Here is a 20091-nt window from a genome sequence, read left to right as displayed (position 1 = left end):
TTTCGTTTCTATAACAATAAAAATATGTAAAAATTTCTTATATTCGCACTCCTTGATTTAGAAGAAATAAGAAAGAATTCGATGGCAAAAAAGTTTAGAGAATATAAGCACTTAGACTTGGTACAAGTCTCAAAAGAAACGTTAGAAGATTGGAAACAAAATAATGTTTTCGAGAAAAGTATTTCTACGCGCGATGGAAATCCATCTTTTGTGTTCTATGAAGGTCCTCCTTCTGCAAACGGAAAGCCAGGGATTCACCACGTTTTAGCACGTTCTATCAAAGATATATTTTGTCGTTACCAAACCTTGAAAGGAAAACAAGTTTTTCGTAAAGCGGGTTGGGATACGCACGGTTTACCAGTAGAGTTGGGAACTGAGAAAGAATTAGGAATTACTAAAGAAGATATTGGAACTAAAATTTCAATTGAAGAATATAACGAAGCGTGTAAACGTACAGTAATGCGTTACACAGATTTGTGGAATGATTTGACTGAAAAAATGGGTTATTGGGTGGATATGGAAGATCCATATATCACATATAAACCAAAATATATGGAGTCTGTTTGGTGGTTGTTGAAACAAATCTATAACAAAGATTTGTTGTACAAAGGTTATACAATTCAACCATATTCTCCGAAAGCTGGTACAGGTTTATCTTCACACGAGTTAAATCAACCAGGAACTTATCAAGATGTTACGGATACAACGATTGTTGCTCAATTTAAAGTAAAGAAAGATTCTACGACTCTATTCAATAATTTTGATGGAGATGTGTATTTCTTAGCTTGGACAACGACACCTTGGACGTTGCCATCAAATACAGCGTTAACAGTTGGTCCAACTATCGATTATGTTGTAGTTGAAACATTCAATCAATATACATTCGAGCCAATTCGCGTAATTTTAGGAAAACCATTGGTTGCTAAACAATTCGGTAAACCATATTTCTTAGCAGAAACAGAAGAAGATTTCAAAGTTTATGCGGCAGGAAATAAGACAATTCCTTACAAAATTGTTGGAGAATACAAAGGTGCTGATTTAGTTGGAACGCGTTATGAGCAATTATTACCTTGGGCGTTGCCTTACGAAAATGTAGAGAATGCTTTCCAAGTAATTCCTGGAGATTTCGTAACAACAGAAGATGGTACAGGTATCGTACACACTGCGCCTACTTTTGGTGCGGATGATGCGCGTGTTGCAAAAGATGCAGGTGTTCCTCCAATGTTGGTATTAGATACGCATGGAAATCCTGTTCCTTTAGTAGATTTACAAGGTCGTTTTGTGGCTGACTTACCAGAAGGTTACGGAGGTAAATATGTGAAAAATGAATATTACGATGATGGAACTGCTCCTGAAAAATCGGTTGATGTAGAAATCGCGATTTTATTGAAAGAGGAGAATAAAGCGTTCAAAGTAGAGAAATATAAACACAGTTATCCACATTGTTGGAGAACCGACAAACCGATTTTATATTATCCATTAGATTCTTGGTTCATCAAAGTAACGGATGTAAAAGACCGTATGGTTGAATTGAATAAAGAAATCAATTGGAAACCTAAAGCAACTGGTGAAGGACGTTTCGGAAACTGGTTAGAAAATGCGAACGATTGGAACTTATCTCGTTCTCGTTATTGGGGAATTCCATTGCCAATTTGGAGAACTGAAGAAGGGGACGAAGTAACTGTAATTGGTTCTGTAGAAGAATTAGTTGCTGAAATTGAAAAATCAATTGCGGCAGGCGTAATGACTTCTAATCCTTTCCAAAATTTCGAAGTTGGAAATATGACAGAAGAAAACTATGATTTGATCGACTTACACAAAAATGTAGTAGATGAAATTACATTAGTTTCTGCATCTGGAAAACCGATGAAAAGAGAAGCTGATTTGATTGACGTTTGGTTTGATTCTGGAGCAATGCCTTATGCGCAAGTTCACTATCCATTCGAAAATAAAGAATTGATTGATAACGGAACAATGTATCCAGCTGATTTTATTGCAGAAGGTGTCGATCAAACACGTGGTTGGTTCTATACATTACATGCAATCGGTACATTAGTTTTTGATTCGAAAGCGTACAAAAATGTAATGTCAAACGGATTGGTTTTAGACAAAAACGGACAAAAAATGTCTAAACGTCTAGGAAACGCAGTCGATCCATTTGATACATTGGCAACTTATGGTCCTGATGCAACGCGTTGGTACATGATTGCGAATGCGCAACCTTGGGAAAACTTGAAATTTGATATTGCTGGAGTTGACGAAGTTCGTCGTAAATTCTTCGGAACATTATACAATACCTATTCATTCTTCGCTTTATATGCGAATGTAGACGGATTTACATTTGAGGAAGAAGAAATTCCTGTAAATGAAAGAGCTGAATTGGATCAATGGATTATTTCTGAATTGAATACATTAACGAAAAAAGTTGATGCATTTTTAACTGATTATGAACCAACAAAAGCAGCTCGTGCAATTCAAGAATTTGTGATTGATAATTTATCAAACTGGCACGTTCGTTTATCAAGAAGACGTTTCTGGAGAGGTGATTATTCGAAAGATAAAATTGCAGCTTACCAAACATTGTACAAAGTTTTAGAAACTGTTTCAATTTTAGGTTCGCCAATCGCACCATTCTTCATGGATCGTTTATACAAAGATTTGAACGCAGCTACAGGTAAAAATGCAGCAGAATCTGTGCATTTAGCAGATTTCCCAGTTGCAGACGAATCATTGATTAAAGCCGAATTAGAAGAGCAAACACATTTAGCACAAACGGCAACAAGTATGATTTTATCACTACGTAAGTTGAGTGATAATAAAGTACGTCAACCATTACAAAAAGTAATGATTCCTGTGTTGAATGATACGATGAAAGCTAATTTGGAAGCTGTATCAGAATTATTGAAACAAGAAGTTAACGTTAAAGAAATTCAACTTTTAACAAACGAAGAAGCATCAAATCTTTTAGTGAAATCTATCAAACCTAATTTCAAGACTTTAGGTCCGAAATATGGAAAAGAAATGAAGGCTATTTCGGCTGCTACAGCAGAATTGACGAATGAAGAAATTGTTAAATTAGAGCAATCAGGTAAAATAGATTTGTTAATTGACAACAAAACATTAACTTTAGATTTAGAAGATTTTGAAATTGCTACAAAAGACATCCCAGGATGGACTGTAGCGTCTAATTCTACATTGACAGTAGCACTTGATTTACAATTAACTGAAGAGTTAATTAATGAAGGTGTTGCACGTGAATTGGTAAACAGAATTCAAAATCTACGTAAAGAAACCGGACTAGAAGTAACCGACAAAATTATACTTAACTTAAAAAATGATGAATCAATCGTAAATGCAGTCGAGCAAAACAAAGATTACATTTGTTCTGAGACATTAGCAGAAGATCTTGTTTTACAAGACCAAGTTGCAAATGGGTCAGAGGTTGAAATTAATGGATTGATGACGCAAATTGCGATTACTAAATTGTAAGCGTATGGCAACAACAGATGAAAAAGTAAGGTACTCTGATGCAGAGTTGGAAGAGTTTAGAGCAATAATTCAAGAGAAATTAGATCAAGCGATAAAAGATTACGAATTATTGAAAGAAGCTTACACAAACGATAGTAACAATGGTACTGACGATACGTCTCCAACGTTCAAAGCGTTTGAGGAAGGTTCTGAAACCATGTCGAAAGAACAAAATGCACAATTAGCAGCACGCCAAGATAAATTTATCCGTGACCTGAAAAATGCATTGTTACGTATTTCGAACAAAACATACGGTATTTGCCGTGTAACAGGAAAATTAATTAACAAAGATCGTTTGAAATTAGTTCCGCATGCTACATTAAGCATCGAAGCTAAAAATATGCAACGTTAATCAAGTATTTTGAAAAAAGTAGTACTCATTACCATTTTGGTTTTAATCATAGACCAAATCTCAAAATTTTACGTGAAAACACACTTTTTTTTAGGTGAAGACGTAGATGTTTTGGGTTGGTTTAAAATAGCATTTGTAGAAAATCCTGGAATGGCATATGGAATGCATTTCGGAGGAGAAACAGGTAAAATCGTTTTATCACTTCTACGAATTGCTCTAATCGGAATGATTATCTACTATATTAATGCATGGTCGAAAAAACTAAATAATAATTTCTTTATCATTCCGATTGCGCTTGTTTTGGCAGGTGCTATAGGGAATGTGCTTGATGGAATTTTTTATGGCGTTATTTTCGATAAAGGAACTACTTACAATGAAATGTTTCAGGATTGGGTAGGGTATCAAGGTGTCGCACAAGCAAACTTTGCTGGTTATTCTGGTTGGTTTACGGGCTGTGTCGTAGATATGCTTTATTTCCCAATTGTGGAGTTTGATTGGCCTTCTTGGATTCCAATTATAGGTGGACAACATTATAAGTTCTTTCAGCCTGTATTTAATATCGCAGATTCGGCTATTTTTATTGGAGGACTTACTTTGTTCCTTTTCCGTAAAAAAGCCTTTACAACCGAAAATGGTGTAAGATTAAGATTTTAAAAAGATAATCCCTCAGTTCAAACACTGAGGGATTTTTTATTATATTTATTTGAACAAGAATTGATTTTTATGAATAGTTGGTTTAATCTTTTAACTGAAATGAAAGTTGTGACAAGAATGATTTGTTTAAATATGTCACGATTTATCATATCAAAAGTTGTTCTTATGATAAGAGCTTTATAGGTAAAAGTATTTCTTTAGATAATATAATATCAATCATTAATAAAGATTCTATTAATATTCAATATGATATTTTGGAAATATTTGTAGTAATAAAGGAAGATGATATAAGTGATTTAATCGTAACATATAATCCTTTCGAATTATTTGAGAATTCCTACGTTTATAAAGTAATTTCTAATATTAATGAAGAACTGAAGAATCAGTTTATCATCAATTCAGAAAAAGTCAAATGATTATGAAATTGAAAAAATATTTACCATTTGTGATTTTTATTATTGCTGTATTAGCGTTAATACAAATTAGATATAGACATGTAGGAAAAAAAGAATTCGAATTTTTTTATTCAACGTCAATAAATTCAAAACAAAAATCTATATCTGCAGGAACAGGAGGTACGAGAATAACTTTAGTTGATAATAGAAGATTTATTTTTTAACCTTATACAAACAAAGGGATTACTTTTGATCATATATTAAAAGAAGGAGATGTAATAATAAAAAAAGAATATTCAGATTCTCTTATTTTAATAAAAAATGAAGGAGAATTTATTTTTAAATTTCGAAAATTTTAATAACTTGTTCTGGACATATTATTAAATAATAAAAACTAAACTTTCCTTCATCAAAATATTTTTTAGATGATTATAATATTTTACATCGAAGGAGACGGAGCATACGTATAATCATCATCTTTTTTGTAAATCAACTTCGAATTTAGATCTTGTAATTCTGTAATTTTTCCATTCTTCTTGATGATTTTTAATTTTGAAACTTCATTCGTTTTCCGATTTTTCAGTTCAAGAATATTATTTACTATTTTAACATCATAATTATCAGCTTGCATTAATATAGATCTAGCGATAATATCTCCATTTTCATCAGGTACGATTTTCGATTTATACTCTGTTTCTTCAGGGTAACTATTTGTTCTTATAAAAGCAGAATAATCATTGACTTGTAAAATTATTTCATAAGGAGATTCGGCTGGTAATAATGTGTCTTTTTCTAGTTTCCAAATAAAGTATTCGTTGTTAAAAGTTGGTTGATATAACTTAGCTTTCGGAGGTTCTGGAAGAGATGGAACTTTCTTTATTTTAGGAGGTGCTAAAGTTGTTTTCTTTTTATTTTGCCCAAAGGAAATATTAGAAATAACAATGAATATTAGAAATAATAATTTGGTAGTTTTCATAAGAGTTGATTTATATGAAATTACAAAAAAACTATTTATAATAAAAAAACTCCTTTCAATTTCTTGAAAGGAGTTCTGTTGTGGTCCCTACTGGATTCGAACCAGTGACCCCCTGCTTGTAAGGCAGGTGCTCTGAACCAACTGAGCTAAGAGACCTTTTAGAATTTTATTTGAAAGACTTTCTATTGTCTTTATGTGGTCCCTACTGGATTCGAACCAGTGACCCCCTGCTTGTAAGGCAGGTGCTCTGAACCAACTGAGCTAAGAGACCTTATTTAGAATTTTATTTGAAAGACTTTCATTGTCTTTATGTGGTCCCTACTGGATTCGAACCAGTGACCCCCTGCTTGTAAGGCAGGTGCTCTGAACCAACTGAGCTAAGAGACCTATTTAGAATTTTATTTAAAAGACTTTCTAATGTCTTTATGTGGTCCCTACTGGATTCGAACCAGTGACCCCCTGCTTGTAAGGCAGGTGCTCTGAACCAACTGAGCTAAGAGACCTTCGTAATTGGATTGCAAATATAGGGCTGTTTTTGAATAATCCAAATAGTTAAAATGAAAAAAATTAAATAAAATTTAATGTTAGGGCTTAACTCTTTTCATTTCAAAGAAATAATTTTTCAGATTTTAAAAAGAAATATTCGTCTTTTTCTTTTTCTCTTCAATTTTAACCCCTTTAAACAGGTAAATAATCCCAATAAATGAGATAGAAATGGTGATGATAGAGAAAATAAATGCCGCACTTGTGGCTAAAGTTTCATCAAAATTGAATCGATGTGCAGCGTACATAAACACAGCTTCTCTAATCCCAAATCCACTAAACGAGATAATCGATAAGATCCCTGAAACTAAAAAGATCAATAAATATATACTGAAATTATCTGGATGAATATTCAATCCTTCTAAAACAAAATACAACATACCGACTTGTATCAATTGCAATACAATTGAATAAATCATCGAGTTATAAAATGTGCGTCTATGAATAGGGAAAATCATTCCTAAAATAAATGGAACAGCTATAAAACCAACCAAAGAAAGGATTAATGAACCATATTGTACCCAAGGATAATCAGTCAGATTTGATAAAAATATTAGGAAGATGATGATGAGTAACATTGCACAAAGACCGATAATTTTGTCAAGAAAAACCGCCTGCGAAATTTCTTTTAGACTGATTTTATAGTTTTTATTCAACACATAAACTTTGTATGCATCACCGCCAATTCCGCCTGGAACAAAGGTGTTGTAAAACATTCCTAAGAAATACAAACGTGCATTTGATTTGTATGATAAATCGAGGTTAATATCTCTGAAATAATAATCTAATCGGAAAACAGACAAGGCTTGCGAAAGAACATAAAGGATAACAGCAATAAAAATATACGCCCAATTTGCATTTTTGTAATGACTGAAAATATCAAAAATATGTAGTTTAACAAAGAAGATATAATAGATTAACGCAATACTAATCGTTAATTTAATTCCTGTTATAATATATTTTTTAGTTTTTGGATTCAATTGAAATCTTTTGATAATTAACGCACAAATTTAGAGAATCTTCTAATAACCATTCAAAAAATTATTTATCTACCAATATTTGCCTGATATTATGTAGTTTTGCGGATAAATTAATCGAATCATGCAATCAAAAGTTATTGTAATTACAGGCTCTTCTTCGGGGGTAGGATTGACTTTGGCAAATTATTTTTACGATAAAGGACATCAAGTTTATGGTTTATCAAGAACAGCTAAAGGTCAAGAAAAATTTAAACATATTGCAACAGATGTTTCGGATAAAGAAAATGTAAAACGTAGTTTTCAGCAGATTTTTTCGGAAACGAACAATCAAATTGATGTGTTGATTAACAATGCTGGAATTGGAATGTTAGGTGCTGTGGAAGATGCTTCGAAAGCTGATATCGAGAAATTATTGGACGTTAATGTGTACGGGCCTATTTATACAATGCAGGAGGTTTTACCTACAATGCGTGCGCAAAAAAACGGTTATATCCTGAATGTTTCTTCGATTGCGAGTAACAATGGTTTACCGTTTAGAGGTTATTATTCAGCTTCTAAAGCGATGATTGATCGTTTGGTTGAATCGGCTCGTTTAGAAAATCGTCATACAGGAGTGGAAATTGCAACATTGAATTTTGGAGATATCAAAACCAATATTGCAGAAGGTCGTGTGAAAACTTTTGTTTCAAAATTTTATCAAAAAAGATACGATGCAATGGTTGCCGATATCGATCACGAAGTGCAAGATGGTACACCAACAGAAGATTTGATTCCGATTATCGAAAATATTTTGGCTCAGAAGAATTTGAAACCACATTATTATATTGGAAAATCGATGCAGAAATTTTCTGTAACCTTGAAAAATATTTTACCTCAAAAAATGTTCGAAAATATTATTGCAAAATATTCAAAATTAGATTAATCCATGGAAGAAATTATTTGGCATTACAAATCTTTTGATGATTTAACGTCGAAAGAGCTATATAAAATAGTGCAATTGCGCAACGAAGTTTTTGTAATAGAGCAGGATTGTATTTATCAAGATTGCGATGATAAAGATTTGGTTTGTGGACATCTTTGGGCAACGATTGGTGATGAGGTTACGGCATATTCTCGAATTGTACCAAAAGGAATTTCGTATGAAAATGAACCTTCAATTGGTCGCGTAATTTCGAATCAAAAGTTTCGCCGTTATGGATTAGGAAAACAATTGATGAAAAATTCGGTTCAAGTCATCGAAAATCAATTTAAAACATCTGAAATCAGAATTTCAGCTCAATCTTATTTGAAAGAGTTTTATTCTTCATTTGGTTTCAAACAAGTTTCGGAAGAATATTTAGAAGACGATATCCCGCATATCGAAATGTTGAGAAAATGAAATTCTTAAAATACTTTTTCATTACGCTGTTTTCGGCTTTCATTGCATTGGTTTTGGTTGATGTTTATTATTCAAATCAACTCAAAAAAATGGCTTTGTTTAGCGGAGAAGTACAAGAATGGAATCAAATAAGAGAAGGAAAAACGAATGTTGAATTGGCTATTTTTGGTTCTTCTCGAGCATTTATTCAAATTAATCCGAATATTTTAGAAAAAGATTTAAAACTGACCACGCATAATTTTGGATTAAACGGGAGTAAATTTAAAATGCAATTGTATCGTTTCAATTTGTATTTGAATCATAATCCAAAACCGAAAGTTGTTGTTTGGAATTTAGATACTTTTTCGTTTTCACACATTGATGAAGTTTTTCAACCAAATCAATATGCGCCATTTATGTTGTGGAATTTTAAACTTTATGCTGCATTAAAAGAATATAAAGACACGAAATTGGTTGATTTTATTGTACCGCTTTATCGTTACAGAGATCAAACGTATTGGAAAGATCAAATTGTAAGGGCTAAGAAAGAAAAATTGCATAAAGATGGACTTTTTCGTGATGATGGTTTCAAATCATATAACCGAAAATGGAATGTTGATTGGGAAAAAATGAAAAAGAAAAACTCCGATTTTGATTTTTCAGATTATGCTTTATTAGAAGAATTAATTGCGAAATGTGAGCAAGAAAATATTCAGTTAGTTTTTACAATTGCACCCGAATTTTATAAAGGTCAAGATTATATGTTGAATCGAGATGAAGTGATTAATCGTTATCAAACAACATTACAAAAATATCACCTTCCGTTATTAGATTATTCGAGCGATTCGATTAGTTTTGATCAAAAATATTTCTACAACACAACGCACATGAATTATAAAGGTGCGGATACCTTTACAAAAGAATTAGCGAAAGATTTGAAAAAATATATAAAATAAAAAATCTCGTAAACCAAATGGTTTACGAGATTTTTAGTTATTGTTGAAGCGATTTGTATTCACTTAAAACTTCATCTTTTGAAAACTCTTTGTTGTAAACTTTCAATTCATCGAAGCTAACATTTTCTAATGAAATTTGCTTTAATGGAAACGTCAACGTTTTTACTTTATGAAATGAAATCTCTTTTCCTTTTTTATCTTTGTAAGGCAAAATGATTTCTTCTGTTTCCATTTTTTTAACCAGTTTTCCATTTACATACAAGCTTGTATTTTCTTTATTCCCTGTGATTGTAATAAAATTCCAGTCATTTAAATTCAAATGATCAGTCATCTGATAAGAATAACCATCACGCTTATATCCGACAGAATTTTTATTCAGTTCAAAGGTTGCGTTTTTTGATTTGAATAAAACATTTGCATTCTCTGCGTTAGATTTCAACCAAAAAGAAATGGTGTAGCTATTTCCAATCTCTTCTAACGGAAGATTTAATGTTGTTGTGCTATTCAATGAATTGTTAATAATTCCTTTTGCAAAAGAAGAATTATTTGAAGTGACTTTTTCATTGAAAAAACCGGAAATATCTTCTACAGAATTTTCAAACGGAAGATGAATAATTTGGCGAGTTTCTTCTCCAAAATATCCCCTTAAATTAATTCCTGGAGCTTCTGCAACGTTTATTTTTTTCTGATTAAAATCGAATAAAGCTGGATTATTATCACTTGCAGTCCACATTTTTTCAGCCAAAACTTGTATCGCAGGAAAAGCTCTGTTGTGTACATCTTTTTCAGAAATTCCATTGCCAGCAATATCATTCCAAATCCCAAACATTCCGCCTACAACAGTTGGGTCTCCTTTCTCAAATGTTATATTACCAATATTACGCGGCTCCCAATTGTTATAAATATTGTTGACATTTAGATAATCGTAATAATATCCAGCTGCAGGAACAATATAGAACCAACCGTCAGGAGTAGATATTTGTTTGTAACCCAATTTTTTCATTTCAACAGGATCTGCATATCCGTTGTACCACATATTTAGTGTGACATTTTTCGAGGTTACAGGAGTTTTTCCTTGCGCATGCGTAAGCGCTCCCCAAGCACGTACATCTTTTCCATTTTTCTGAACAGCTTTTATAAGAAAATCCGTAAATTTTCTGAACGACTCAGCTTCTTTTTTATCATATTCATCTGTTCCAATATGAACTTCTTTTCCTATAAATAAAGGATCTTGTCCTTTTGTGTATTCATCAAAAATAGCTTGAACAACTTCGTAAGTTTTTGGATTAGCTAAATCCAAATGATCTTTTCCATATTTATCACTTCCGATTTCAGGAATTACTTTTGTAATGGACAAAGAATGTGCAGGAACATCGATTTCAGGAATAATCTTAATTCCATATCGAAAAGCTTTTTTCTGTAAATCTTTAAATTCTTGTTTAGTATAATGACCATCTGCTGAAGTTAAACCTGAATATGTTTCATTTTCTAAGCGAAAACCCGAAGGTGTTTTATCCCAATCGAAATCGAAATATTTGTGAAATGCATTGTCATTTAAATGAATTTGAAAGTTGGATATTTTATAATAAGACAATATTTCGACGTAATCATTTAAAAAATCAATGGTAAAAAACTTTCGTCCAACATCCAAGATTAATCCACGTTCCGAATAAGTAGGATAATCTCTAATTTCTCCTTTCAGAATACTGTTTTTAGTTTTGGATTGATCTAATAATTGCAAAATTGTACGAGTTGCAAATACATTTCCAGTATAAGTTGGCGCAGAAAGCTGAACGAAATCTCCAATTTCCATTGCGTATCCCTCGTTTCCTAATGTTGTGTCTTTATGCTTAGAGATATAAATATCTCCTTTTGAAACTTTTTTTGTCGAAGTAATTTCTAATTTGTAACCGAACTGTTTTTGGAGATCTTCTTGTAATAATTTAGCAACTTCCAAATTTTCAGAATTGACATTTTCAATCACAATTTTTGAAGAAGAAGTTAAATTAAATTCTCCTTTTTCTCCGTGCCATTCACGCAAAGATGGAATTACAAAAGGTTTTGAATTGATACCTGTGTTTGTATATTTTCCGTTTATTTTTAAATTTTTTACAGGGATTTCTGTTGTGGCTTTATCTGATTTTCGAGTTATTTTGAATAATAAATTAATTGATTTAGAAATTAAAGGTTGATTTATTTTTCCATTCAAATCAATGATTGTTTGATTGTCAGAACCAATTAATTCAAAATTATACTTGTTCTGTTTCGGTAAAGAAAGGGTTTTACCATCAATTTTTATATTTGATTGAAGTTGAGATTGTAATTGAACAACTTCTATGCTATCAATTTTTGTTTGTGCGAAGATGGTTTGATGAGAGGAAAAAAGTAGGAGAGTAAGGGAGAGTTTTTTTGAAATTGTGGTAAAATGATTCATTTTTAATTTATTAAATAATCTACGATAGACCATTATTGTGTTAATTATTTAATAAAAATAGGAATCTATTTTGAATATAGCTTAAATCTTTTGCAGTTCTTTCTCTTTTTTTTGTGTTAAATAAACGCCTGATAAAATCATTCCGAATCCAAATAAATGGATCCATGAGATTTTTTCACCGACTAAAAATCCCCAAAAAACAGAAACTACGGGCATTAAATAAGTCACCATTGAGGCGAACATCGAACCTGTAGATTGTATCAATCGGTAGAATAATATCATCGCTAAGGCAGTTCCTAAAAGTCCTAAAATAGCGACAAAACCTAAACTTTTTAATTGTTGTTCTGTTCCTTCAAATACATCAAAAAATCCTGAAATAATTAAAATTAGAACTGAAGGTAATAACCAAATTGTAAACAAAGCTGATGATAATTGAAATGAAGGAACGTCGTTTAAATAGCGTGTTAAGATTAAACTGTTTAGACCGTAAAGAGCAGTTGCTAATACAATTAATAAACAATGTAAAAGACTATTTTCCCCAGAAAAACCATCGCCACCAATTAATAAAACAGCTCCGATAAATCCGATTATTGCTCCTAAAACTTGATTTTTAGTTCCTTTAATATTGAAAAATAAAGCACCAAAAAGTAAAATAAATAATGGGACTAAAGAATCTAAAATCCCAGCCATTGAACTTGAAACATGTGTTTGCGCCATTGGGAATAAAAACATTGGAATGAAATTTCCGCAGAAACCAGCCAATGCGACATATTTTAATTTGTTTTTCGGAATTTTAAATAGACTTGGAATTCCCCAAATAGCCAAAATTCCTCCAGCAATTGTTAGTCGTAATGCTCCAACTTGATACGGCGTGTATGCAACCAATCCTTGCTTGATGAGAATAAACGAGCTTCCCCAAGTTAGCGCCAAAACGCCAAGGATGATCCAATGTTTTAGTTCGATTTTCATTTTTCTAAGTTTGCGCAAAGATGCACATTTCAGATGATTTTATTGAGCTGTTATTTACAAAAACAATCTGTTGTATGGTCATTTACCATTCCGGTCGCCTGCATATGTGCATAAATAGTGGTTGAACCAAAGAATTTGAAGCCACGTTTTTTCAAATCTTTTGCAATTTGATCTGAAATTTCGGTTGTGGCAGGAACTTCTTTTATCGAATTCCAATTGTTGATAATTGGTTTGTTATCAACGTATTTCCAGATGAAATCGGAGAAAGAACCGAATTCTTTCTGAATTTCTATAAATAATTTTGCATTATTAATTGCTGCCGAAATTTTTCCTCGATGACGAATAATTCCTTCATTTTGTACCAATTCATCAATTTTAGTTTCATTAAATTTGGCTACTTTTTCTACATCAAAATCAGCAAAGGCTTTTCTGAAATTTTCTCGCTTTTTAAGAATTGTAAACCAACTTAATCCTGCTTGAAAAGATTCGAGAATCAAAAATTCGAATAAAATTTTATCATCTTTCACAGGTTTTCCCCATTCATTATCGTGATAATCGATATAATCTTGGTCTTTATTTACCCAAGCGCAACGTGTTTTTTCCATGGTTTTTTATTGTAATTTCTAAATATTTTTATAAGCCTCTTCAACCGAATAAACGGGTAATTGACATGTATAATTTTCGCAAATATGAATGGATGTTTTATTTTGGATGAATCGATTTTGAGTGATTTCTAAATTTTCAGTTTTTGAAGCAACAAAAATTGCATTCGGAACATAACATTGTTGAATTTGCTTCGAAAATTTTAATGCATTTTCGCCAACGATTACAATTTCTTTGAATGGATAAGCGAAATTTAGATACAACTGAATCCAATTTGCAAAACCAGTTGGATAATCGTGAATTTTTTCTTCGATATTGGTTAACATTTGTTTCGCTTGTTCAATGTATTTTTCTTGATTGAGAATCTTCCCTAGTTTGAATAAATTATTTGCCATAACAGAATTTGAAGATGAAATAACATTGTCATAAATCTCAAATGTTTCATTAACCAAAGGCGTGTCATAATGTGATTTGTACGCAAACATTTTATTCTTGTGATTATAAAATTGATTGAAAACTTCTTCTGTTAAGGTTTGAGCAGTTTCTAAATAATGCATTTCTGAAGTAATTTCATAAAGCTTGATTAATGCTTCAATTATTAACGCATAATCATCCAAAAATCCTGGAATTGTTGTTTGATTATCCTTATAATTTCTGAACAAGATTTCACCATTCCATTGATTTTCTAAAATAAAATTGGTTGCATTTTTTGCTAAATCAAGATATTCATCATTTTCAAACGTAATAAATGCGTCGCACAAACCTTTTATGGTTAAAGCATTCCAAGAAGTTAAAACTTTTTCGTCGCGATGAGGTTTTATACGTTGTTTACGAATTGGATTAAGAATTTTTTTCCATTCATTAACTTTGGTTTGAAGTTCTGTTGTTGTGATATTCTGTTTCGATGCAAAATCTTCGTCATCTGTCAATCGCATCAAAATATTATTACCATGTTCCCATTCTCCAAATTCATCAACATTATAATAGTGTTGAAATAAGTTGAAATCATCTTTCAATATTGTTTTCAATTCATCCGATTTCCAAACATAATATTTTCCTTCTTCGCCTTCAGAGTCGGCATCAATAGCAGAATAAAAAACATTTTCAGTCGAAAGCATTTCATCTTTCAACCAATTAATCGTTTCTTCGACAACTGTTTTATATTCCTTTTCTTCATAAATTTTATATGCATTCGAATAAAGCGAAAGCAATTGTCCGTTATCGTAAAGCATTTTTTCGAAATGTGGAACTTTCCAATACGGATCAACAGAATAGCGAGAAAAACCACCTTTTAGTTGATCGTAAATTCCACCAAAAGCCATTCTATCTAATGTAATTTTGGTTTGAATTAAACAATTTTCATTCTTCGTTTGTACGCCATATCGTAAAATAGCTTCCCAAGCATTTGGTAACATAAATTTCGGTGCACGATTAAATCCGCCCCATTCATCATCAAATTGTTGTTGCCAAAATTCAAATGTTTCATCAATTTTATGTGTTGAAAAAGTTGAAGAAGATTTCAATTCGATTGTTTCCATTTTATTCAGACCATCCGCAATAGAGTTGACATATTCCATTGTTTTAGTTTGATTGTGATGGTATAAATGATTGATGTTTTCTAATAATTCAATCCATTGAACTTTCGGGAAATATGTTCCGCCATAAAAAGGACGACCATCAGGTAAGGCAAAAACATTCAGCGGCCAACCACCAGATTGATGAATTAATTGCGAGACATTCATGTACAAAGCGTCTAAATCAGGACGTTCTTCACGATCAATTTTAATGCAAACAAAATTCTCATTCATCACTTTTGCAACTTCATCGTCTTCAAAAGACTGATGTTCCATCACATGACACCAGTGACAAGCAGAATATCCAATTGAAATAAGCAAAGGTTTGTTGACTTTTTTTGCATGATTCAAAACTTCGTCACTCCAACTTTGCCACCAAACAGGATTGTTTTCGTGTTGTTTCAAATACGGACTTGTCGCTGATTTTAGATTATTTTGTTGAAAATTCATGATTCTTGTTTAGAAATTTAAAGTTCGTACAATTTTTGTGGATGAAAAATTATATTTTCGATAAAAATTAAAACACATGAACATTTACGAATACATTTCTATTGGCGCATATATGGCTCTGATGATTGGAATCGGGATTTATTCCTACCAAAAATCAACAAGTAATTCCGAAGATTTTTTGATTGGAGGAAGGAAGATGGGAGCGGCTGTAACGGCGCTTTCTGCTGGTGCTGCTGATATGAGTGGTTGGTTGTTGATGGGCGTTCCAGGAGCAATGTATTTTACAGGTTTGTCGAGTGCTTGGATTGCAATTGGATTGACAACAGGATGTTTTTTGAACTATATTTTTGTCGCACCGCGATTACGAATTTATACAGAAATCGCTCAAAATTCGATTACTTTACCCGTATTTTTTGAAAATCGTTTCAAAGATAAATCACGTTTATTGCGAATTGTTTCTTCAATATTAATCTTAGTATTTTTTACATTATACACTTCTGCAGGAATGGTTTCTGGAGGTAAATTATTTGAATCAGCTTTTGGATTAGATTATATGACAGGACTTTGGATGACAAGTTTTGTAGTTGTATTATACACTTTTTTAGGAGGTTTTTTAGCGGTAAGTTTAACTGATTTCGTACAAGGAACGATTATGGTTTTGGCTTTGGTTATTGTTCCAATAGTAGCAATTTCTGAAATTGGTGGAGTAGGAGAAACATTTTCATTGATTAATGATAAAGGTGATAAGTATTTAGATTTATTCAAAGGAACTACAACGGTTAGTATTTTGTCGTTGATGGCTTGGGGCTTGGGGTATTGTGGACAACCGCATATTTTAGTACGTTTTATGGCGATTGGTAATCCGAAAGATTTAGCGAAAGCAAGAAATATTGGGATTACTTGGATGATTTTTACAGTTGGTGGAGCTCTTTTAGTTGGTTTAGTTGGAATCGCATATTTAATGAAATATGACCAAACAACAATGTTGACATTCGATAATTCTAAAACAGAAGCTGAGACCATTTTCATTTACTTTTCACGTGTTTTGTTTCATCCATTGGTTGGAGGTTTCTTATTATCAGCAATTTTAGCAGCAGTAATGAGTACTATTTCTTCACAATTATTAGTGACATCAAGTTCGTTAACAGAAGATATTTACAAAGCATTTTTGAACAAAAAAGCAACATCAAAACAGTTATTAACAGCAAGTCGTTTATCGGTTTTGATTGTGGCAGTTATTGCAGTTTTATTATCCTTAACGCCAAAAGATTCTATTCTAAATCTAGTTGGAAACGCTTGGGCAGGATTTGGATCGGCATTTGGACCAGTTATTGTTTTTTCACTTTTTTGGAAAAAAACTTCTTGGCAAGGAGCTTTAGCGGGAATGTTAACAGGTGGAATTGTTGTCTTATCATGGGTTTATGCAAATCATGATTACAAAGATTGGTATGAAATGATTCCAGGATTTATTTCTTCGGTTATCGCAATTTATGTCGTTTCTTTATTGACTCAAAAACCGAATCAAGAGATTGATAAAGAATTTGATGAAATGAAAGCTGTTATGAAAGAGAATTAATTAATCCAATAATAATAAAAAATAGGTAGGCATTTGTCTACCTTTTTTATTGCTGAAAATTATGAATTTATTATTCAGAATTTTAATCTCAAGACTTCAACAATTGTTGATAAGTTTCACTTATAGAGAATAAGGTCAAAAGAGAGATTTGTTTGTATATTTGTAAAGTTTGATTAAAAAATTAGTCAAAATTAAATCAATTTATACGAAAAGATGAACGATATTATTCAATTACTGCCAGATCATGTAGCCAATCAAATTGCCGCAGGAGAAGTTGTACAACGACCAGCTTCTGTCATAAAAGAATTGATTGAAAATGCGGTGGATTCTGGTGCAACTTCTATTCAGGTGATTGTAAAAGATGCTGGAAGAAGCTTGATTCAAGTGATTGACAATGGTTCGGGAATGAGTGTGACAGATGTTCGAATGGCTTTTGAACGTCACGCGACTTCAAAAATCAGAAAGACAGAGGATATTTATAATATTCATACAAAAGGTTTTCGTGGAGAGGCTTTGGCATCGATTGCTGCAGTTGCGCAAGTAGAAACGAAAACGCGTCGAGAAGATGATGAGGTTGGTTCGCAATTGGTGATTGAAGGCGGAGAAGTTCGCAACCAAGATCCTGTTGTTTGTCCAGTCGGAACGTCTATTTCGGTCAAAAATCTTTTCTATAATGTGCCTGCTCGTCGTAATTTTTTAAAATCAAATCAGGTTGAATTTCGTCATATTCAAGATGAGTTTCAACGTGTTTCGATGGCGCACGAAAACATTAGTTTCTTTTTACATCACAATGATGCAGAGGTTTATCATCTGAAATCTGGGAATTTGAAGCAACGAATTGCTCAAATTTTTGGGAAGAAATTAAGTTCGCAAATTATTTCGGTTGAAGAAGATACAGAAATTGTAAAAGTAAAAGGTTTTGTAGGAAAACCAGATGCTGCAAAAAAATCGCGTGGAGAGCAATTTTTCTTTGTGAATAATCGCTTTATTCGTAGTGGATATTTGCACAATGCAATCGTAGACGCTTTCGAGAGTTTGTTGCCAACGGGTTATAGTCCTTCTTATTTTTTATATTTAGAAATTGATCCTTCAAAAATTGATATAAACATTCATCCGACCAAAACGGAGATAAAATTTGAGGATGAAGCATTGATTTTTACGATTCTTAGAGCTGCTGTAAAACACGCTTTGGGACAATTTAATGTAATTCCTTCGTTAGATTTTGAACAAGATCCAAACTGGGCTTTTATTCCGTCTGCGACAGAAGATACAGAAATTAAAATGCCTGAAATTACGGTAGATTCTAGCTTTAATCCTTTTGAGCATCAACAAACAAGAGCGCCAAAACCGTCTGATATTCGTGCGAATATGGATTTTTATAAAGATGCTGTTGAGTTAGAAATCGAAAATAATCATGCGCATCAATTATTTGAATCTGAAGATTTTCATGATAGTTTTGAAGTCATTCAATGGATGAATCAATATTTGGTAGTGGAATATCGTGGCGAATTGTTAATCATAGATCAACATCGTGCTCATCAAAAAATATTATTCGAAAAATTTATACATTCAAATAATGGAAGTGCTTTGGTACAACAAATGCTTTTCCCGATAGAGTTGGAACTTTCGCCAAATGATCGTCAGAAATTAATCAATGTAGAGCATCAATTGTTGAGTTTTGGTTTTGATATTTCGTTGGACGAAGAAGCCATACAGATTAATGCGATTCCTGTTGATGTGCAACAAGAGGATGTTGTGTCTGTTTTTATGGATTTTATCGAGGAATTAGAATACCAAGAATCAATTGAATTAGAAAATACGTTTGCAAAAATTTTAGCAAAAAATGCGGCTGTTAAAAAAGGAGTTTCATTAAAATCTGAACAAATGCAAACTTTGGTCGAAGAATTGCTAAGACTACCAAATCCGAATTATACGCCATACGGACGCCCAATTTTTGTGCAGATGAATACGGCTGATATCAAAAAAACATTACAATAAACGAATGAGACAATCTATACCACCGATTACAAAGAATTTACTTATTATAAACGGTTTGTTCTTTTTAGCGACTTTTGTTTTTAGTACAAAAGGAATCGATTTGAGAGTGATTTTAGGTGCTTTTTATCCAGAATCTCCCAACTTCAAATTTTGGCAAATTTTGACGCATATGTTTATGCATGCCGATTTTTCGCATATTTTGTTTAATATGTTTGCATTGTGGATGTTTGGTTCTGTGGTTGAACAAACTTTTGGACCAAAAAAATTCTTGATACTTTATTTGTTAGCTGGTTTAGGAGGTTTTATATTGTTTAATGCGGTTAATTATTTTCAAATAGAGCACTTAAAAGATGTATTAAATTCACAATCGTTTCCTATATCAAAAATACTTCAATATTCTGTTAGAGGTTTAGACGGATCTTATTTTAGTAATGGTTTAATTGATAGTAATATTAATGCTAAAGAATTACAAGGTTATTACTTGAGTAATATGGTTGGTGCTTCTGGAGCTATTTATGGTTTATTGTTAGCATTCGCGGTTTTATATCCAGATGAAAAATTAATGTTAATCTTTTTTCCAGTGCCGATAAAAGCGAAATATTTTATTCCAATTATGGTATTAATTGAGTTTTATATGGGATATCAAAACATTGGAAATGTAGCTCACTTTGCACATTTAGGAGGTGGATTGATTGGCTTCTTGTTAACAAGACATTGGAAAAAGAATTTATATAGATGGAATTAAA

General features: G+C 32.1%; 17 protein-coding genes and 4 tRNA genes. 11 read left to right on the top strand and 10 right to left on the bottom strand.

Translation table 11 applies throughout. The annotated features are described in order from the left end of the window. Window positions 1-81 precede the first annotated feature (81 nt). From ileS to FH779_RS13120, 5 genes are all read left to right on the top strand, one after another. Window positions 82-3489: an isoleucine--tRNA ligase gene (gene ileS / locus FH779_RS13140; RefSeq protein ID WP_180905030.1), complete on the top strand. Its 3408-nt coding sequence runs from the start codon at window positions 82-84 to the stop codon at window positions 3487-3489. Between the two features lie 4 nt (window positions 3490-3493). Next, complete coding sequence (locus FH779_RS13135) at window positions 3494-3880, top strand: TraR/DksA family transcriptional regulator (RefSeq protein WP_115001530.1); 387 nt, start codon at window positions 3494-3496, stop codon at window positions 3878-3880. 9 nt (window positions 3881-3889) lie between these two features. Beyond that, a complete protein-coding gene (locus FH779_RS13130; protein ID WP_038331916.1) occupies window positions 3890-4534 on the top strand; it encodes a lipoprotein signal peptidase in 645 nt (214 codons plus the stop codon). 122 nt (window positions 4535-4656) lie between these two features. Continuing rightward, window positions 4657-4950 carry a hypothetical protein gene (locus FH779_RS13125; protein WP_180905029.1) on the top strand — a complete coding sequence of 98 codons (294 nt, stop codon included), beginning with the start codon at window positions 4657-4659 and terminating at the stop codon, window positions 4948-4950. 2 nt (window positions 4951-4952) lie between these two features. Then, a complete protein-coding gene (locus FH779_RS13120; protein WP_180905028.1) occupies window positions 4953-5153 on the top strand; it encodes a hypothetical protein in 201 nt (66 codons plus the stop codon). A 215-nt stretch (window positions 5154-5368) separates the two neighbouring features. Here FH779_RS13120 and FH779_RS13115 read toward each other — a convergent pair whose 3' ends face one another. The 6 genes from FH779_RS13115 to FH779_RS13090 all read right to left on the bottom strand — a co-directional run bounded on the left by FH779_RS13115 (window position 5369) and on the right by FH779_RS13090 (window position 7428). Next, window positions 5369-5905, bottom strand: coding sequence for a hypothetical protein (locus FH779_RS13115; RefSeq protein WP_180905027.1), 537 nt, complete (start codon window positions 5903-5905; stop codon window positions 5369-5371). 81 nt (window positions 5906-5986) lie between these two features. Then, window positions 5987-6061, bottom strand: a tRNA-Val gene (locus tag FH779_RS13110). 40 nt (window positions 6062-6101) lie between these two features. Continuing rightward, window positions 6102-6176, bottom strand: a tRNA-Val gene (locus FH779_RS13105). Window positions 6177-6217: 41 nt separating this feature from the next. Next, window positions 6218-6292 (bottom strand) — tRNA-Val (locus tag FH779_RS13100). 41 nt (window positions 6293-6333) lie between these two features. Beyond that, window positions 6334-6408, bottom strand: a tRNA-Val gene (locus FH779_RS13095). Between the two features lie 126 nt (window positions 6409-6534). Continuing rightward, a complete protein-coding gene (locus FH779_RS13090) occupies window positions 6535-7428 on the bottom strand; it encodes a lysylphosphatidylglycerol synthase transmembrane domain-containing protein (protein ID WP_180905026.1) in 894 nt (297 codons plus the stop codon). Window positions 7429-7549: 121 nt separating this feature from the next. Between FH779_RS13090 and FH779_RS13085 the strand changes: the two genes are divergently transcribed. Genes FH779_RS13085 through FH779_RS13075 form a run of 3 tightly spaced genes read left to right on the top strand, consistent with a single transcriptional unit; the run spans window position 7550 to window position 9741 of the window. Then, on the top strand, window positions 7550-8350 hold the full coding sequence (locus FH779_RS13085; RefSeq protein ID WP_180905025.1) for an SDR family NAD(P)-dependent oxidoreductase: 801 nt from the start codon (window positions 7550-7552) through the stop codon (window positions 8348-8350). A 3-nt stretch (window positions 8351-8353) separates the two neighbouring features. Next, on the top strand, window positions 8354-8806 hold the full coding sequence (locus FH779_RS13080) for a GNAT family N-acetyltransferase (protein WP_180905024.1): 453 nt from the start codon (window positions 8354-8356) through the stop codon (window positions 8804-8806). Then, entirely contained in the window at window positions 8803-9741 is a 939-nt protein-coding gene (locus tag FH779_RS13075; protein WP_180905023.1) for a hypothetical protein, read from the top strand. Before FH779_RS13080 ends, FH779_RS13075 begins: the two co-directional genes overlap by 4 nt. Before the next feature lie 37 nt (window positions 9742-9778). On the opposite strand, the gene FH779_RS13070 is transcribed toward FH779_RS13075, so the two are convergent. The 4 genes from FH779_RS13070 to FH779_RS13055 form a co-directional block, all read right to left on the bottom strand. Continuing rightward, window positions 9779-12175, bottom strand: a complete 2397-nt coding sequence (locus FH779_RS13070) for a family 20 glycosylhydrolase (RefSeq protein WP_180905022.1) — start codon at window positions 12173-12175, stop codon at window positions 9779-9781. A gap of 81 nt (window positions 12176-12256) precedes the next feature. Then, complete coding sequence (locus tag FH779_RS13065) at window positions 12257-13144, bottom strand: DMT family transporter (RefSeq protein ID WP_180905021.1); 888 nt, start codon at window positions 13142-13144, stop codon at window positions 12257-12259. Between the two features lie 50 nt (window positions 13145-13194). Further along, window positions 13195-13749, bottom strand: a complete 555-nt coding sequence (locus FH779_RS13060) for a DNA-3-methyladenine glycosylase I (RefSeq protein WP_180905020.1) — start codon at window positions 13747-13749, stop codon at window positions 13195-13197. Window positions 13750-13767: 18 nt separating this feature from the next. After that, on the bottom strand, window positions 13768-15771 hold the full coding sequence (locus FH779_RS13055) for a thioredoxin domain-containing protein (RefSeq protein ID WP_180905019.1): 2004 nt from the start codon (window positions 15769-15771) through the stop codon (window positions 13768-13770). Window positions 15772-15847: 76 nt separating this feature from the next. Here FH779_RS13055 and putP point away from each other — a divergent pair, with 76 nt between their 5' ends. The 3 genes from putP (at window position 15848) to FH779_RS13040 (ending at window position 20090) form a co-directional block, all read left to right on the top strand. After that, window positions 15848-17347: a sodium/proline symporter PutP gene (putP, locus tag FH779_RS13050; RefSeq protein ID WP_180905018.1), complete on the top strand. Its 1500-nt coding sequence runs from the start codon at window positions 15848-15850 to the stop codon at window positions 17345-17347. A gap of 213 nt (window positions 17348-17560) precedes the next feature. Further along, the gene (mutL, locus tag FH779_RS13045; RefSeq protein ID WP_180905017.1) at window positions 17561-19345 is read left to right on the top strand and encodes a DNA mismatch repair endonuclease MutL; all 1785 of its coding nucleotides are present in this window, start codon (window positions 17561-17563) and stop codon (window positions 19343-19345) included. A 4-nt stretch (window positions 19346-19349) separates the two neighbouring features. Then, window positions 19350-20090 (top strand): rhomboid family intramembrane serine protease, encoded by a 741-nt coding sequence (locus FH779_RS13040; protein ID WP_180905016.1) that lies wholly within the window; start codon window positions 19350-19352, stop codon window positions 20088-20090. The last annotated feature ends 1 nt before the right edge of the window (window position 20091 follow it).

The organism is Empedobacter falsenii, assembly GCF_013488205.1.
Taxonomy (GTDB): Bacteria; Bacteroidota; Bacteroidia; order Flavobacteriales; family Weeksellaceae; genus Empedobacter; species Empedobacter falsenii_C.
This window is presented reverse-complemented; position numbering and strand designations above follow the sequence as displayed.

What these genes read in the sequence shown, in the direction of transcription:
- FH779_RS13135 (WP_115001530.1), top strand. Translation starts at nt 3,494, where the DNA reads ATGGCAACAACAGATGAAAAAGTAAGGTACTCTGATGCAGAGTTGGAA.
- FH779_RS13055 (WP_180905019.1), bottom strand. Translation starts at nt 15,771, where the DNA reads ATGAATTTTCAACAAAATAATCTAAAATCAGCGACAAGTCCGTATTTG.
- FH779_RS13075 (WP_180905023.1), top strand. Translation starts at nt 8,803, where the DNA reads ATGAAATTCTTAAAATACTTTTTCATTACGCTGTTTTCGGCTTTCATT.
- FH779_RS13065 (WP_180905021.1), bottom strand. Translation starts at nt 13,144, where the DNA reads ATGAAAATCGAACTAAAACATTGGATCATCCTTGGCGTTTTGGCGCTA.
- FH779_RS13085 (WP_180905025.1), top strand. Translation starts at nt 7,550, where the DNA reads ATGCAATCAAAAGTTATTGTAATTACAGGCTCTTCTTCGGGGGTAGGA.
- putP (WP_180905018.1), top strand. Translation starts at nt 15,848, where the DNA reads ATGAACATTTACGAATACATTTCTATTGGCGCATATATGGCTCTGATG.
- ileS (WP_180905030.1), top strand. Translation starts at nt 82, where the DNA reads ATGGCAAAAAAGTTTAGAGAATATAAGCACTTAGACTTGGTACAAGTC.
- FH779_RS13040 (WP_180905016.1), top strand. Translation starts at nt 19,350, where the DNA reads ATGAGACAATCTATACCACCGATTACAAAGAATTTACTTATTATAAAC.
- FH779_RS13070 (WP_180905022.1), bottom strand. Translation starts at nt 12,175, where the DNA reads ATGAATCATTTTACCACAATTTCAAAAAAACTCTCCCTTACTCTCCTA.
- FH779_RS13060 (WP_180905020.1), bottom strand. Translation starts at nt 13,749, where the DNA reads ATGGAAAAAACACGTTGCGCTTGGGTAAATAAAGACCAAGATTATATC.
- FH779_RS13120 (WP_180905028.1), top strand. Translation starts at nt 4,953, where the DNA reads ATGAAATTGAAAAAATATTTACCATTTGTGATTTTTATTATTGCTGTA.
- FH779_RS13115 (WP_180905027.1), bottom strand. Translation starts at nt 5,905, where the DNA reads ATGAAAACTACCAAATTATTATTTCTAATATTCATTGTTATTTCTAAT.
- FH779_RS13080 (WP_180905024.1), top strand. Translation starts at nt 8,354, where the DNA reads ATGGAAGAAATTATTTGGCATTACAAATCTTTTGATGATTTAACGTCG.
- mutL (WP_180905017.1), top strand. Translation starts at nt 17,561, where the DNA reads ATGAACGATATTATTCAATTACTGCCAGATCATGTAGCCAATCAAATT.